14 protein-coding genes are annotated in these 14,797 nt (G+C 66.6%); 10 read left to right on the top strand and 4 right to left on the bottom strand.

All coding sequences use genetic code 11. The annotated features are described in order from the left end of the window. The 4 genes from AC07X4_RS12575 to AC07X4_RS12560 form a co-directional block, all read left to right on the top strand. Positions 1-608: DUF2889 domain-containing protein (locus AC07X4_RS12575; protein WP_494740233.1), on the top strand; the 608-nt coding region annotated here is incomplete at its 5' end. 55 nt (positions 609-663) lie between these two features. Continuing rightward, a complete protein-coding gene (locus AC07X4_RS12570; protein ID WP_056067300.1) occupies positions 664-1,425 on the top strand; it encodes an SDR family oxidoreductase in 762 nt (253 codons plus the stop codon). 377 nt (positions 1,426-1,802) lie between these two features. Next, entirely contained in the window at positions 1,803-2,777 is a 975-nt protein-coding gene (locus AC07X4_RS12565; RefSeq protein WP_082564886.1) for a bactofilin family protein, read from the top strand. Further along, positions 2,777-3,454, top strand: coding sequence for a hypothetical protein (locus AC07X4_RS12560; RefSeq protein WP_494740232.1), 678 nt, complete (start codon positions 2,777-2,779; stop codon positions 3,452-3,454). Before AC07X4_RS12565 ends, AC07X4_RS12560 begins: the two co-directional genes overlap by 1 nt. Before the next feature lie 28 nt (positions 3,455-3,482). Here the strand turns inward: AC07X4_RS12560 and AC07X4_RS12555 are convergent, their stop codons facing one another. After that, positions 3,483-4,337 (bottom strand): type IV pili methyl-accepting chemotaxis transducer N-terminal domain-containing protein, encoded by an 855-nt coding sequence (locus AC07X4_RS12555; protein WP_233193723.1) that lies wholly within the window; start codon positions 4,335-4,337, stop codon positions 3,483-3,485. Positions 4,338-4,525: 188 nt separating this feature from the next. On the opposite strand from AC07X4_RS12555, the gene AC07X4_RS12550 reads away from it, so the two are divergent. The 6 genes from AC07X4_RS12550 to AC07X4_RS12525 all read left to right on the top strand — a co-directional run bounded on the left by AC07X4_RS12550 (position 4,526) and on the right by AC07X4_RS12525 (position 9,367). Next, the gene (locus tag AC07X4_RS12550; RefSeq protein ID WP_056067298.1) at positions 4,526-4,945 is read left to right on the top strand and encodes a BLUF domain-containing protein; all 420 of its coding nucleotides are present in this window, start codon (positions 4,526-4,528) and stop codon (positions 4,943-4,945) included. Between the two features lie 47 nt (positions 4,946-4,992). Then, positions 4,993-6,129, top strand: coding sequence for a GTP 3',8-cyclase MoaA (gene moaA / locus AC07X4_RS12545; RefSeq protein WP_494740231.1), 1,137 nt, complete (start codon positions 4,993-4,995; stop codon positions 6,127-6,129). A 241-nt stretch (positions 6,130-6,370) separates the two neighbouring features. Then, the gene (gene mobA, locus AC07X4_RS12540; RefSeq protein ID WP_056067294.1) at positions 6,371-7,009 is read left to right on the top strand and encodes a molybdenum cofactor guanylyltransferase MobA; all 639 of its coding nucleotides are present in this window, start codon (positions 6,371-6,373) and stop codon (positions 7,007-7,009) included. A 17-nt stretch (positions 7,010-7,026) separates the two neighbouring features. After that, positions 7,027-7,572, top strand: a complete 546-nt coding sequence (locus AC07X4_RS12535; RefSeq protein WP_494740230.1) for a GNAT family N-acetyltransferase — start codon at positions 7,027-7,029, stop codon at positions 7,570-7,572. A gap of 19 nt (positions 7,573-7,591) precedes the next feature. Continuing rightward, positions 7,592-8,947, top strand: coding sequence for a molybdopterin molybdotransferase MoeA (gene moeA, locus AC07X4_RS12530; RefSeq protein ID WP_494740229.1), 1,356 nt, complete (start codon positions 7,592-7,594; stop codon positions 8,945-8,947). A 93-nt stretch (positions 8,948-9,040) separates the two neighbouring features. Continuing rightward, the gene (locus AC07X4_RS12525) at positions 9,041-9,367 is read left to right on the top strand and encodes a thioredoxin family protein (RefSeq protein ID WP_056067288.1); all 327 of its coding nucleotides are present in this window, start codon (positions 9,041-9,043) and stop codon (positions 9,365-9,367) included. A gap of 144 nt (positions 9,368-9,511) precedes the next feature. Here AC07X4_RS12525 and AC07X4_RS12520 read toward each other — a convergent pair whose 3' ends face one another. The 3 genes from AC07X4_RS12520 to rnhA all read right to left on the bottom strand — a co-directional run bounded on the left by AC07X4_RS12520 (position 9,512) and on the right by rnhA (position 14,767). Beyond that, positions 9,512-12,667, bottom strand: a complete 3,156-nt coding sequence (locus AC07X4_RS12520) for an efflux RND transporter permease subunit (protein ID WP_494740228.1) — start codon at positions 12,665-12,667, stop codon at positions 9,512-9,514. 39 nt (positions 12,668-12,706) lie between these two features. Further along, a complete protein-coding gene (locus AC07X4_RS12515) occupies positions 12,707-14,125 on the bottom strand; it encodes an efflux RND transporter periplasmic adaptor subunit (RefSeq protein WP_494740227.1) in 1,419 nt (472 codons plus the stop codon). Positions 14,126-14,317: 192 nt separating this feature from the next. After that, positions 14,318-14,767 (bottom strand): ribonuclease HI, encoded by a 450-nt coding sequence (gene rnhA / locus AC07X4_RS12510; protein ID WP_015013609.1) that lies wholly within the window; start codon positions 14,765-14,767, stop codon positions 14,318-14,320. Between the last annotated feature and the right edge of the window lie 30 nt (positions 14,768-14,797).

Raw genomic sequence — 14,797 nt, 5'->3', positions numbered from 1 at the left:
CCCCCCGCACCCTGAAGCATGTCCGCCGGGTGAACTACCAGGGCTTTGAACGCGACGATGGCCTGTGGGACATCGAAGGCGAGCTACACGACAGCAAGGCCTACGACGCCCCCTCGCACCGCGACCCGACGCGCACGCGCCTGGCGGGCGAAGCCATCCACCACATGTGGCTGCGCGTGACCGTGAACCGCCAGCTGGTGGTGCAGGCGGTGGATGTGTCCATGGATTCACACCCGCTCAAGGGCTGCACCGAGGCCCAGGCAGCGCTGCAGCGCATGGTGGGCTGCAGCATGGCACGCGGCTGGCGCCAGGCCATCCAGAAGCACCTGGGCGGCGTGGAAAGCTGCACGCACCTGCGCGAGCTGCTGTTCAATCTGGCCACGGCAGCATTCCAGTCGGTGCCTGCGGTGTTTGCCGCCAGCCAGCCCACCGAGCCGCCGCGCCACCTGGGCCAGTGCACGGGGTGGGACTTCAACGGCAATGGCGTCAAAGAGTTCTTTCCGCAGTTCTATGGCCGGGAGCCCAAGGCACCCGCCCCGGCAGCCCCTGCGGCCGATACAGCTTCGGCCACTGAAATTTCAGCCCCATCGGGCGCTAGCGCTAGTTGAATATGCGCTGCTAGCTATCAATTTTGATTATCACCACAACCCATCGGAGACACCCATGCGTGTGCAGAACAAATCCATCATCGTCACCGGCGCTGGCAACGGCATTGGCGAAGGCATCGCCAAACGCCTGGCCGCTGAAGGCGGCAAGGTCATCGTCAACGACATCAACGAGGTGGGCGGCCAGCGTGTGGTGGCCGAGATCACGGCCGCCGGCGGCACCGCCGCGTTCTTCAAAGCCGACGTGACAAAGTCCGCCGAAGTCAAGGCGATGGTCGACGAAGCCGTGCGCCTGTACGGCCGCCTGGATGTGGTGGTGAACAACGCAGGCTGGACGCACCGCAACCGCCCCATGCTCGAGGTGAGCGAAGACGAGTTCGACAAGGTCTATGCCATCAACATGAAGAGCATCTACCTGAGCGCCATCCACGCCGTGCCCGCACTGCGCCAGGCGGGTGGCGGCAGCATCATCAACATCGCCTCCACCGCCGGGCTGCGCCCCCGCCCAGGCCTGACCTGGTACAACGGCTCCAAGGGCGCCGTCATCATCACCAGCAAGTCCATGGCCGCTGAGCTGGGCCCCGACAACATCCGCGTGAACTGCATCAACCCCGTGTTCAACCCCGACACCGGCCTGGCCGCCGAGTTTGCGGGCGGCCCGGTGGACGATGCGCGCCGCGCCAAGTTCCTGGCCACCATTCCGCTGGGCCGCTTCTCCACCGCGCTGGACGTGGCCAACGCCGCGCTGTACCTGGCGAGCGAAGAGGCTTCGTTCATCAGCGGTGTGTGCATTGAGGTGGATGGCGGGCGCTGCGTTTAAGTCAGCAAGCAAACAAACAGGCGTCGAGGCATGCTCTGAAGCAGCCACCACGCCCCTTTTTGAGCGGCCCAATCCGCACTAGGGCAGTGCGGATTGATTTGACGGTGCAGGCCCTGCTGCCTATAGTGCCGCCGATGTTTGCGAGCCACTCTCCCGCCACAGCCGCCAGCGCCACCGCGCCGCTGCGCCGTGGCGCGCGCTCGCAGGCCACGCTCCAGGCCGGTGACCGCGCTCTCTGCACCCTCGCTGCAGATTCCTGAGCCCGGCGACACCCCCTCCCCTCCGCATTCTTTTCGCGCACCTCTTGTCGCCGGGCCCCACGCCCAGCGCCAGCTTGCGCCTTGGCAACCGCCGGGGCGCGGACGTCAGGAGTGTCAATGCCCCCGTTCCCTTCGGGCGAGATTTCGCTCGCCCCATGCGCCCTTGCGCACAGCCTGCCCGCCGATGAGGCCATCGCCAACGCGTCTGCCGCCACCGACATCACCCGCCACTTCATCCGCGCCAAGCGGCCTTGTGCCGACGGTTACCGCTGGTACCTGCGCCGCCAGGAGGGCGCCAGCAACTACCAGGCGCTGCTGGACGACTTGGTACGCGAGGGCCGCGTGGAAGACGCGTGCTGGATGCTGGACCAGTTCGGCCCCACCAACGATGTGCTGGAGGTGGACCACCTGGAGGCAGACGCGCTGGTGTTTGCGGGCAGCGTGCGCTGCCGGGGCCATGCCGATGTGGAGGGTGTGCTGCGCACCGGCCGCAGCCTGAGCGTGCTGGGCGGCCTGCGGGTGGGCGGTGCGCTGCGCGTGGGCGAAGACCTGCGCGTGGCGGGCGCGGTGCGCTGCGAGGGCAGCGCACGGTTGCACGGTGATGTGCGCGTGGGCTGGTCGCTGACCGTGGCGCAGCGGCTGCAGTGCACAGGCAGCCTGCGTGTGGGCGGCGAGCTGGACTGCGGCGCCGCCGCCCACGTCAGTGGCCACTGCCGGGTGGCCCAGGATCTGCGGGTGGTGGGCGACCTGGGCTGCGACGGCGGCATCAAGGTGGGAGGGCATCTGCAAGCCGATGCCGCCGTGCAGGCCGCCCGGGGCGTGTGGGCCATGGGCGATGTGGACTGCAAGGGCCACCTGCAGGTGGGCTGGGGTGTGCGGGCCGGTGGTCACATTCACACCGGCGGGGCCATCCGTGCGGGCGAGAGCCTCTGGGCGGGTGAAACGATTGCCGCGGGCGACGCCTATGGCGTGTATGCGGGCCTGGACGTGCCCTTGCCCGACTGGCCCCACAGCGCCCAGGTGTGCGCCCGCGAACAGCCGGCACGCCTGCTGAGCGGCTGCTGGACCGGGGGCACGGGGAGCACGCCATGATGGCCAGCGCCCTTTGCCTGCACCTGCCTGGCCATGCCACCACCACCGGAACCACCAAGGCATCGACCAGCCCCGGCCGCTGGGCCCAGTGGCTGACCGAACTGCGCATCGACGTGGACCTGTCGGGCCGCGACATCCAGCGCGAATTCGATGCGCTGTACGACCGCATTCGCACCAACCACCGCACGCGCGATGCGATGCAGCCGCTGCCCCTGCATCTGCGCGGGCTGGTGTTCCGCCTGCGCGAGGCCGATGGCGAATATTTTGTGTACGCCATCGACCCGCTGCGCAACCGCATCGTGGCCTACACCGTGTTCAACCGGCTGGTGGAGGTGGACCGGCGCACCGACCGCCACCTGCGCGCACCCCACACCAAGGTAGCGCACGGCTACCGGCGCATGGGCATTGCCACCGCCATCTACCGCTGGTGGCTGGACTCTGGCCGCAGCCTCATGACTGGCGCACGCCAGTCTGCCGGCGCGCACGGCCTGTGGATGGCCCTGGCGCGCGACTATGAGCTGGCAGCGGTCCGCATCGACGCGCACAAGCGCGTGCAGAACTTGCCGCTACCACCGCCGCCAGGATTTTTCGACGCGCTGGACACGCGGCTGGTGCTGGTGGGGCGCGATTGCCGTTTGGCGGAATTCACGCTGCCTGCCGCCTGTGGCGGCCACTGACCGGATACGTCCAGCCGTGCGGTGAGGCTCAGCCCAGCACCTCGCGCAGGGCGGCCTCGTAGAGGCTGGTGAGCTTGTCCATCACGCCCAGCAGGCGTTCGCTGGTGGTCGCCACGGCACTGAGCCCTGCGTCATCGGCCGGGCGGCGCAGGGCCGAGTCGAAGAACAGCCACTGCGAGTCGGCCAGCTCCAGCTCGCTGCGGATGGCGGGCGTGGACACCGGCGCTGTTTTCAACGTCTGCAACGCCTGCCGGAAGTCGGCCGCATCGGCCACCAGCTGCGCCTGCACGACCTTCGACTCCACCTTGGCCGCATTCAGAAAATAGTTCTTGGCCAGGCGCTGCGACAGCATGCGCTGGCGGCCCGCCAGGTTGACCAGGCGGGCGCTGGGGGCCTGTGCCATCTTCTCGATGGACTCGGTCACGGTCTGCGCGACCAGCAGCGTGCGATCTGCCTGCTCGGACGCCGCAACGACCAGTGCGGTCTGGGTGGCCGGCGCTGCCGTCAACTGGTTGAGCAGGGCAAACTGCTTTTGCACATCGGCCAGTTGGCGCCCCACATCGGCAGGCCATTGCCCTGACTGCATGCCCCGGGCCAGCTCGTTGCTGCCGGACTGCACCATCTTGCGTGCCAGCCCCATCACGTCCACCGCAGCGCCCGGCAGCACCTGCAGGTACTGCTGGCAATAGGCCTTGGCCATGCGTTGCGACAGTGCACGGAACCAGCCCGCATAGTTGATGGCCCCCGACAATCCCATCTGTGCCTGGGCCCCATTGGCCCAGGTGGGCAGCAGGATGCCCGCCGCCACCCATTGCACCGCCACACGGCGCTGGCATGGCATGGCGTCGGCGGAGAACCTGTTCAATAGCTCGCGAACTGGCATGGGAACCCCCTGAAATCGTATGCCCGTATTGTTGCAACGCAGCATTTCGACGCCCTGCGCCAGATCAAACATCCCCCATCCGCGGGTCCCACACCTGCGAAGACACAGCACCCATCTTCAGGGTCATTGGCGGGCGGGCCCACTGATGTGCACCAAACCTGACACACTGCGCCGTTCAGGAGACACACATGTTGATACAACTGACCTATGCCAGCCGCACCTCCCGTGTGCTCGGCCCTGCGGACATCAAGGACATCTTGGGCGCGTCGCAGCGCAACAATGCCCGCGCGGGCATCACTGGTGCGCTGTGCCTGAACAACGGCATCTTCCTGCAGCAGCTCGAAGGCGACCGTGCTGCGGTCAACGCGCTGTACCACCGACTGCTCAAGGACACGCGCCACAAGGACACGGCCGTGCTGGACTTTGGCGAGATCCCGCACCGCCGGTTTACCAGCTGGTCCATGGGGCTTCTGGGCTCGTTGGACGCCAACCGGCAGCTGTTCCTCAAATACTCCAGCACCCCCGATTTCGACCCGTTCAGCATGAACACCTTGACGCTGCGCAGCTTCTTTGACGAGATCCTGCAGAACGTGCGCTGGCTGGAGTGAGAAAATGCGGGGCATGTGCCCTCCCGTCCTGCTGAACGAGCCCACCCATGTCTGAACGCGTGATTCCGCTGGTCGATGAGCGCCTGGCCGCGCTGGCAGCCACGGTACCAGCGCGGCTGGCGAGCCCCACGGGCCAACTCACCGACACGCGGGGGCGCCCGCTGCGCGACCTGCGCATCAGCGTGACGGACCGCTGCAACTTCCGCTGCAACTACTGCATGCCCAAGGAAGTGTTCGACAAGGACTACCCCTATCTGCCGCACGGGGCGCTCCTGAGCTTTGAGGAAATCACGCGGCTGGCGCGGCTGTTTCTGGCGCACGGCGTGCGCAAGATCCGCCTGACCGGCGGCGAGCCCCTGCTGCGCAAGAACCTCGAGGACCTGGTGGCGCAACTGGCCCAGCTGCGCACCGTGGACGGCGTGGCGCCCGACCTCACGCTCACTACCAACGGTTCATTGCTCGCGCGAAAGGCCCAGGCCCTGAAGGACGCGGGCCTGAACCGCGTGACGGTGAGCCTGGACGGCCTGGACGACACGATCTTTCGCCGTATGAACGATGTGGACTTTCCGGTGGCCGATGTGCTGGCCGGAATCGACGCCGCGCATGCGGCGGGCCTGTCGCACATCAAGGTCAACATGGTGGTCAAGCGCGGCACCAACGACCATGAGATATTGCCCATGGCGCGTCACTTTCGGGGCACCGGCACCACGCTGCGCTTCATCGAATACATGGACGTGGGCGCCACCAACGGCTGGCGCATGGACGAGGTGCTGCCCTCTGCCGAACTCATCGAACGCCTGCGTGCCGAACTGCCGCTGGTGCAGCTGGACCCGAGCAGCCCCGGCGAAACCGCCGAGCGCTGGGGCTATGCCGATGCCCAGGGCCGGCACGACCCCGCACTGGGCGAGGTCGGCGTGATCAGCAGCGTGACCCAGGCCTTCTGCCACGACTGCAACCGCGCACGCCTGTCCACCGAAGGCAAGCTCTACCTGTGCCTGTTTGCCAGCCAGGGCTACGACCTGCGAAGCCTGCTGCGCGGGGGCGCGAACGATGCAGAGATTGCCTCGGCCATCGCCCCCATCTGGCAGCAGCGCAACGACCGCTACTCCGAGCTGCGCAGCAGCCTGCCTGCCGACACCGGCCAGGGTGCTCGCCGCGTTGAGATGAGCTACATCGGGGGCTAGTGTGCTGTCCCGCAAATAACTGCACATGAAATCGCGTCCTCACCCCCAAGGCTGCGTTGCAAATCCTCGCGATAGCTACGGCTATCACTGCGGTTTGCGCCTTGCCCTGGGCGCGATGCCATCGATTTCATTTCGTGCAGCTATTTGCGGGACAGCACACTAGCAGCTCTGTAGAAAAAGCGTTGCGCTCATGCACAGCGCCGGCTATCCAGCACACGACTCATTGCCCACAGGATTTCAATTGATCAATCAGCAAGACATCACCGGCCTGGTCCTCGCAGGGGGCCGCGGCTCCCGCATGGGCGGGGTGGACAAAGGCCTGCAGAACTTTCGCGGCCTGCCGCTGGCCTTGCACACGCTGATGCGGCTACAGATGCAGACCGGCGCCACCATGGTCAATGCCAACCGCAATCTGGCGGCCTACGAGGCCTTTGGCACGCCGGTGTGGCCGGACGTGCTGAGCGACTACGCCGGGCCCCTGGCAGGCTTTCTGACCGGGCTGGAGCGCTGCGAAACCCCCTGGCTGCTCACGGTGCCCTGCGACACGCCGCTGTTTCCGCTGGACCTCGCCCAGCGCCTGGCGGCAGCGGCAGACGCCGAGGGCGCCGACATTGCCATGGCCGCAGCCCCGGAAGACGACGGCAAGGGCCAGATCACCGTGCGCCCTCAGCCGGTGTTCTGCCTACTGCGCGTGGACCTGCTGGAAAGCCTGGTCGCCTTCACCCAGGCCGGTGGCCGCAAGATCGACGCGTGGACCGGCCAGCACCGCTGCGCCATCGTGCCGTTCGACCAGCCGGGCGACGACCCCCAGGCCTTTTTCAACGCCAACACGCTGGCCGAGCTGCACGCGCTGGAAAACAGCAGCGCGCCCCAGGCCTGACCCCCGCGCCAACCCCAATGAACAGTCGCCCCCCGGTGGACGCTGGCGCGGTGCAGATCCGCCCCCTGGTCGCCACAGACGCATTGGCCTACAAGGCTTTGCGGGACGAGGCACTGCGCACAGCGCCGGATGCCTTCACCTCGGACTACGAATCTTCCGTGGGCCGCGATGCCAGCGAGTACGTGGCGCGGTTTGGCGCGCTGGAGTCCGGCCAGTTTTTCCTGGGCGCCTTCGACACGGCGGGCCAGCTGCTCGGCTGCCTGGGCTGCGAGCGCGAGCAACGCACCAAACAGCGCCACTGCGCGGTGGTGGTCGGCATGATGGTGTCGCCTGCTGCGCAGCGCCGGGGCGTTGGCCGGCAGCTCGTGGATGCCTGCGTGCAGGCCGCCAGCCAGGTGCCGGGGCTGACCCAACTGGTGCTCACCGTCACCGCGTCCAACCAGCATGTGGTGCGCCTGTATGAGCAGGCCGGGTTCCGCCCCTGGGGCCTGCTGCCCAACGCCATCGTGGTGGATGGCGTGGGCTACGACAAGCTGCACATGGTGCGGCTGCTCTCCCACTGACTTCAAGCGAATCCCACCCATGAAAACCATTGCCCAGATAGCCGCCGAGCTGCAAGGCTACGACCCGCAGGCCCTGAGCGCCGCCGACGTGAACCAGTTTCTGGACCGGCTGGTTGAGCCCGTCACCGCCACCGAAGTGCTGCCGCTGTTCAGCGCGCTGGGCCGCGTGTTGGCGCAGGATGTGATCTCGCCCGTCAGCGTGCCGCCCCACGACAACTCGGCCATGGACGGCTACGCTTTTGCGGGCGCGCAACTGGTGGCTGGGCAGCCGCTCACCCTGCGCGTGGTGGGCACCGCCCTGGCGGGCAAGGCCTGGGCAGGCACGGTGGCTGCAGGCGAATGCGTGAAGATCATGACCGGCGCCATCATGCCCGCCGGGCTGGACACCGTGGTGCCGCAGGAGTTCACCACCGCCGCTGCCGACGGCCAGATCACCATCGCAGCCGATGTGCTGCGCGCCGGAGACAACCGCCGCTTCAAGGGCGAAGACATCATGGAAGGCCGCGTGGCCCTGGCCCGTGGCGAACTGCTGACGCCCGCCGCCCTGGGCCTGGTGGCCAGCCTGGGCCTGCCCACCGTCTCGGTGTACCGCCGACTGCGGGTGGCGTACTTCTCGACCGGCGATGAGATCCTGAGCCTGGGCGAGGCTCCCCGCGAAGGCGCCGTGTATGACAGCAACCGCTACACCGTGTTCGGCCTGCTCACGCGCATGGGGGTGGAGGTGATTGACCTGGGCGTGGTGCGTGACGAGCCTGCACTGCTCGAAGCTGCCTTTCGCCAGGCGGCCCAGCAGGCCGACGCCATCATCACCAGCGGAGGCGTGAGTGTGGGCGAGGCCGACCACACCCGCACCATGATGAAAAAGCTGGGCGACGTGGCCTTCTGGCGCATCGCCATGCGTCCCGGCCGCCCCATGGCCGTGGGGCGCATCGGCAACGCAGAAAATCAAGCCATTTCGGCCTCAAGCGCTAGTAAATCAAGCGCTGGCAGCTATCAAAATGATATCAACACACCCACCGGTGGCGCTGTGCTGTTCGGGCTGCCCGGCAACCCCGTGGCGGTGATGGTGACCTTCCTCGCCTTTGTGCGCCCCGCCCTGCTGCGCATGATGGGCAGCACCCGCGCGGCGCCCCCGCTGCTGCGCGCCATCAGCACCGAGCCCATGCGCAAGAAGCCCGGCCGCACCGAATACCAGCGTGGCCTGGTCACTACCGCCGCCGACGGCGCGCTGCAGGTGTGCACCACCGGCAACCAGGGCTCGGGCGTGCTCAGCTCCATGGTGCAGGCCAACGGGCTCATCGTGTTGCACCACAGGCAGGGCAATGTGGCGGTAGGCGACGCCGTGGATGTGATGGTGTTTGAGGGCGTGATCTGACACGGTAATGCGCAGCAGGCCGGTGCATGTCATCTGCCGCCGGATTAACCTGAAAACCGCCTTTCACAACAATCCCAGACAACGAATCGCGCCATGCCCTACGCCGCCCAACACCTTGCACAACCCCCATCCCGAGACGATGTGGACCGCCTGCCCGGCGCCACAGTGGTCGAGTTCGGTACCCCCTGGTGCGGCCACTGCCAGCGCGCCCAGCCATTGATCGAAACCGCCCTGAGGGACCGCGCGGACATTGCCCACGTCAAGGTGGAAGACGGCCCTGGCCAGCGCCTGGGCCGCACGTTCGGCGTGAAGCTGTGGCCGACACTGGTCTTTATGAAAGACGGCAAGGAAGTGGCGCGCCTGGTGCGCCCGCAGAGCGGCCAGGAATTGCAGGACGCGGTGCAGGCGGTGCTGGCCTAAGCCACCCGCGCTGCAACCCGCTGGACCCAGACCGTCCTCACGCTGGCACTGCACAACAGAAAGCAGAAAGAGCCCTGCCGGGCCCTTTCTTGTCTTGCTTTGCTTTTGCTGTTTTGGCAGCTCGCTTTGCACTCCCACTGAAGGCTACTTGGCCACATAGTCGTGCGGGTGCAGCGGGTGGGTCGACTGATCCACAGCCACGGCTGTGTTGGCCCCCGGCACCGCCTTGCGGGCAAACAGCGTGTACATGGTGGGCACCACAAAAATGGTGAGCAGCGTGCCCAGCGACATGCCACCCACAATCACCCAGCCGATCTGGGTGCGCGTTTCGGCGCCAGCGCCCGTCGCCAAAGCCAGGGGAATGGCGCCCAGCACCATGGCCCCCGTAGTCATCAGGATGGGGCGCAGTCGCTGAGCCGAGGCCTTGACCAGCGCGTCCACCATCTCCATGCCCTCTTCGCGCAGCTGGTTGGTGAACTCCACGATCAGGATGCCGTGTTTGGTGATCAGCCCCACGAGCGTGATCAGCCCGATCTGCGAATACACGTTGAGCGAGCCGCCGCTCCACTTGAGCGCCAGCAGCGCACCGATCATCGACAGCGGCACCGACACCATGATGACCAGCGGGTCGATGAAGCTTTCGAACTGCGCGGCAAGCACCAGGAAGATGAACACCAGCGCCAGCACAAACACCACGCCCAGCGCGCCTTGCGAGTTCTTGAACTCCCGCGAGGTGTCGTTCAGGTCGGTGGTGTAGCCGGGCTTGAGCACGTTGGCCGCCGTCTCGTTCATGAAGGTGATGGCCTGGCCCAGCGAGTAGTCGGACGACAGGTTGGCCGTGATGGTGGCCGAGCGGCGCTGACCAAAGTGGTTCAGCTCGCGCGGGCTCACGCTTTCGCGCACGTTGACCAGGCTGGTCAGCGGGATCATCGCGTCGTTGCGGCCGCGCACATAGATGGTGTCGATGTTCTCGGGCGTGGTGCGGCCCCGCGCCTCGGTCTGCACGATCACGTCGTACTGCTCGGCATCGCGTTTGTAACGTGTGACGGTGCGGCCGCCCAGCATGGTCTCGATGGCCTTGGCCACCCCTTCCACGCTCACGCCTAGGTCGGCGGCGCGTTCACGGTTGACCTCGATGCGCAGCTCTGGCTTGTTCAGGCGCAGGTCCACGTCAGGGGACACGATGCCGGGGTTCTGCGCAATCTCGGCCATGAAGGCAGCCACCACCTTGCTCAGGTTTTCGTAGCTGTCCGAGGTCTGGATCACGTAGGTGAGTGGCCGCGAGCGAAAGCCCTGGCCCAGCGATGGCGGCGTGATCAGGAAGGCATTCACGCCGGGCAGGCCCGCCACCTTGGGCTGGAGCTCCTTGGCCAGGGCCAACGTGGTACGGTCGCGCTTTTCCCAGTCGACGGTGCGGTAGATCACGCTGCCTTGCGCCACCGTGGGGTTACCGATGTTGGCAAACACGCGGTCGAATTCGGGGTAGGTGTTGCCGATCTTTTCCAGCTCCAGCGCATAGCGGTTGGTGTAGTCCAGCGTGGCGCCGTCGGGCGCGGTCACACTGGCCAAAATGGTGCCCCGGTCTTCCAGCGGCGACAGCTCCTGCCGCATGCTGGGGAACACCAGCACCAGCGCCGCGCCGCTGAGGGCCATGACGCCCAGCACGATCCAGCGGGCCTGGAACAGCGCACCCCGCACGCCACTGCGCCCCGCGCCCGCACCACTCCAGCGGGCCGTGACGATCCAGCGCAGCAGGCGGCCATAGGCATCCGAGAGTGCGGTGAGCCAACGCTCCATGGAGCGGTCAAACCAATTGGGATTCGGGTTGTGCTTGAGCAGCAGCGAACACATCATGGGCGAGAGCGTCAACGCCACAAAGCCCGACACCACCACGGCTCCGGCCAGCGCCAGCGCAAACTCCACGAACAAGCGCCCCGTGCGGCCGGGTGTGAATGCGAGTGGCGCATACACCGCCACCAGCGTGAGCGTCATGGCCACGATGGCAAATCCGATTTCGCGTGCGCCCTTGATGGCGGCAGAAAACGGGTCGAGCCCCTCTTCGATGTGGCGGTAGATGTTCTCCAGCATCACGATGGCGTCGTCCACCACCAGGCCAATGGCCAGCACCAGCGCCAGCAGCGTGAGCGTGTTGATCGAAAAGCCGGCCAGCGACATCAGCGCAAAACTGCCCACCAGGCTGACCGGGATGGTGATGATGGGAATGATGGACGCACGGAACGTGCGCAAGAACACAAAGATCACTAGGGCGACCAGCACCACGGCCTCGATGATGGTGGAGTACACGCTCTTGATGGAGCGGTCGATGAACAGCGAGTTGTCGTTGGCAATGTCGATGCCGATGTCTGGCGGCAGGTCGGCCTTGAGCAAGGGGATCATGGCGCGCACGCCTTTGGACAGCTCCAGCGGGTTGGCCGTGGCCTGGCGGATCACACCCACCGAGATCGCATCGCGGCCATTGAGCCGCACGCGGCTGCGGTCGCTGGCAGGGCCTTCTTCAACCCGGGCCACATCACGCACGCGCACCGAAAACCCATTGACCGTGCGGATCACGATGTCGGAAAACTGCGCCGGGGTTTTCAGGTCGGTCTGGGACGTCACGCTGAACTCGCGCTGCTGCGATTCAATGCGGCCTGCTGGCAGCTCCAGATTGTTGCGGCGGATGGCGTCTTCCACGTCCTGCGTGGTCAAGCGATAGCCGGCCATGCGCTCGGGGTCCAGCCACACGCGCATGGCGTATTTGCGCTCGCCATAAATCGGCACATCCGCCACACCGGTCACCGTCTGCAACCGGGGCTTGACGATGCGGTTGATCAGGTCATTGATCTCCAGCGGGCTGCGTGTATCGCTGCTGAAGGCGAGCCACAGCACGGGCGACGCATCGGCCTCCACCTTGGCAATCACGGGCTCATCCACCGCGAGCGGCAGGCGGTTGCGCACACGGGCGGTGCGGTCGCGCACTTCAGCGGCGGCGTTGTCAGCGTCCTTCTCCAGGCGAAAGCGCACGCTGATCTGGCTTTGCTCGGCCCGGCTGATGGAGGTGATCACATCCACGGCGTCGATACCGGCGATGGAGTCTTCGAGAGGCTTGGTCACCTGCGATTCGATGACCTCGGCCGACGCGCCCGCATACCGCACGCTGACGGTGACCACGGGTTCGTCGATCTTGGGGTATTCGCGCACCGACAGGCGTGTGAAGCTCACCGCGCCAATCAACAGCACCAGCAGTGACAGCACGGTGGCAAACACCGGCCGGCGGATGGAGATTTCAGCGAGTTGCATGGCAGTCCAGAGGCACAGAGGGTGACGACAGGCAGTCCGTCAAAAGGGAGGGCGGCTGCCAGTGGGCGTGGACCGGCTGGAGGTTCCGGCCAGCTGGCAAGGGTTGGGGCCGGGCAGCGGATCGGTTTCGCTGCGAGCCGCCATCACGCTGGCCCCCGAGGGGGCGGCAGCAGGAGACGGAGATGCCGATGCCGCAGAGGTGCTCTGCGCAGGCGCATCAGCCACCGGTGCTGCCTTTTGGCCCGCCCCAGTCGCAGCAGCTGAACCGCCCGAAGCCGGCCGCGTTGCTGCGGCCGCCGCACCACCGTTGCCCTGCTTGCCCAGCTCCACCACGCGCACCTCGGTGCCGTCCTTGCGGATGCGCTGCTGGCCCGCCGTGACCACCAGGTCTCCGGCGCTCAAGCCGTCCACCACCTCCACCCACCCAGGTGAACGGACGCCCAGTTTGACCGGCGTGCGGCGCGTCACCTTGCTGCTGGGCTCCTTGCCTTCCACCACCTTGAGCACATAGGGGCTGGTGCCGTCGGGCACGACGGCTTCCTCGGGCACCACAAGCGCGTCGCTGCGTTCGGAAAACAGGGTCGTCACCCGCGCGAACATGCCGGGGCGCAGCTGCAGGCGGCGGTTGTCGATGCAGCCGCGCACCGCGATGGCCCGCCCATCCGCATCGATCTGTGGGCTGATGGCCTGCACCACGGCGGCGTAACGCCCGCCCGGCAGTGCATCAAACGTGACCTGCGCGGTCTGCCCCGGGCGCACCTTGCCCTGCAACCGCTCGGGCAGGCGGAAATCGACATACACCGCATCAAGGTCTTCGATGTTGACGATATCGGCCCCGTCCTTGAGGTAGTCGCCCACGTTCACGCCCCGAATGCCTGCAATGCCATCGAACGGGGCCAGGATCTTCAGGCGCTGGGCCGTGGCCTGGGCCAAAGCCAGCTTGGCCTGGGCCACTTCGAGGTTGGCCGCACTCTCGTCCACCGAACGCTGGCTGATGAAGCCCTGGGCCACCAGCTCCTGATTGCGCTTGTGGTTGGCCCGCGCAATCGACAACTCGGCCTGGCTTTGCTGGATCTGCGCACGCGGCAGCTGGTCATCCAGCTGCACCAGCACTTGCCCGCGCCGCACACGCTGGCCGTCACGGAAGTTGAGCTGGGTGACGCGCCCGCCCACCTCGGGCCGCAGCATCACGCTCTGGCGCGACCGCAGGCTTCCCACGGCTTCGGCATCGTCGCGCAGCGCCATCTGCCGCACGGTCACCGTTTCTACGGCCACGGGGCGGCCAGCACCGGCGGGCGTAGCGCCACCAGCCGATGCGCCAGCGCCTGCACCGCCCGCCCCGGCCTCGGCACGCTGCTGCGGCTGCACGGGCTTCTGCAGCCACCAGGCAGCGCCTGATGCGGCAGCGATGCCGATGACAGCGAAAACGAGGTACTTGTACTTGCTCTTGGACGCCATGGGTCAATCAATCCAGTGAGGTGGGATGCGCAGTCACACAATGTAACAGTGGGTGTGTGCAGCCGCAGTCACCCGCAGCAATATCCCGGAGCATTCGCCGCTGGGGCGTGATGGCCGTACTGGCCGCCTCGGACGAGGGCACAAAAAAAGCCTCCGAAGAGGCTTGCATGCGGTGAGCAGCTGGCAATGGATCTACCTGCGGCCCAGGGCCTGGTCCACGCCCCGGTTGGCCAGCGCGTCGGCCCGCTCATTGCCCGGGTCGCCCGAATGCCCTTTCACCCATCGCCATTCGATGCGGTGCCCGCCGGTGCTGACCAGCGCATCCAGCCGCTGCCACAGCTCCACGTTCTTGACCGGCTGCTTGGAGGCCGTGCGCCAGCCCTTGGCCTTCCAGCCATGGATCCACTCGGTAATGCCCTTGCGCACGTACTCGCTGTCCAGGTACAGCGTCACGGCACAGGGGCGCTTGAGGGCCGACAGCGCCTCGATCACCGCCATCAGCTCCATGCGGTTGTTGGTGGTACCCAGTTCGCCGCCAAACAGCTCTTTTTCGGTCGCGCCAGAGCGCAGCAACACGCCCCACCCGCCGGGGCCCGGATTGCCCTTGCAGGCGCCATCGGTGTAAATCTCTACCTGGTTCAAACTCTGTTCCTGACAATGAGGTGGATGGTT

This window comes from Acidovorax sp. GW460-11-11-14-LB4, assembly GCF_059423685.1.
The sequence above is the reverse complement of the archived record's forward strand: the minus strand, read 5'-3'. Positions and strand labels throughout refer to the sequence as shown.

Bases quoted from the DNA above. Each gene is read 5' to 3' on its own strand.
- AC07X4_RS12555 (WP_233193723.1), bottom strand. From the start codon at position 4,337: ATGCCAGTTCGCGAGCTATTGAACAGGTTCTCCGCCGACGCCATGCCA.
- moeA (WP_494740229.1), top strand. From the start codon at position 7,592: ATGAAAACCATTGCCCAGATAGCCGCCGAGCTGCAAGGCTACGACCCG.
- AC07X4_RS12570 (WP_056067300.1), top strand. From the start codon at position 664: ATGCGTGTGCAGAACAAATCCATCATCGTCACCGGCGCTGGCAACGGC.
- AC07X4_RS12535 (WP_494740230.1), top strand. From the start codon at position 7,027: ATGAACAGTCGCCCCCCGGTGGACGCTGGCGCGGTGCAGATCCGCCCC.
- AC07X4_RS12565 (WP_082564886.1), top strand. From the start codon at position 1,803: ATGCCCCCGTTCCCTTCGGGCGAGATTTCGCTCGCCCCATGCGCCCTT.
- AC07X4_RS12515 (WP_494740227.1), bottom strand. From the start codon at position 14,125: ATGGCGTCCAAGAGCAAGTACAAGTACCTCGTTTTCGCTGTCATCGGC.
- AC07X4_RS12550 (WP_056067298.1), top strand. From the start codon at position 4,526: ATGTTGATACAACTGACCTATGCCAGCCGCACCTCCCGTGTGCTCGGC.
- AC07X4_RS12520 (WP_494740228.1), bottom strand. From the start codon at position 12,667: ATGCAACTCGCTGAAATCTCCATCCGCCGGCCGGTGTTTGCCACCGTG.
- moaA (WP_494740231.1), top strand. From the start codon at position 4,993: ATGTCTGAACGCGTGATTCCGCTGGTCGATGAGCGCCTGGCCGCGCTG.
- AC07X4_RS12560 (WP_494740232.1), top strand. From the start codon at position 2,777: ATGGCCAGCGCCCTTTGCCTGCACCTGCCTGGCCATGCCACCACCACC.
- AC07X4_RS12525 (WP_056067288.1), top strand. From the start codon at position 9,041: ATGCCCTACGCCGCCCAACACCTTGCACAACCCCCATCCCGAGACGAT.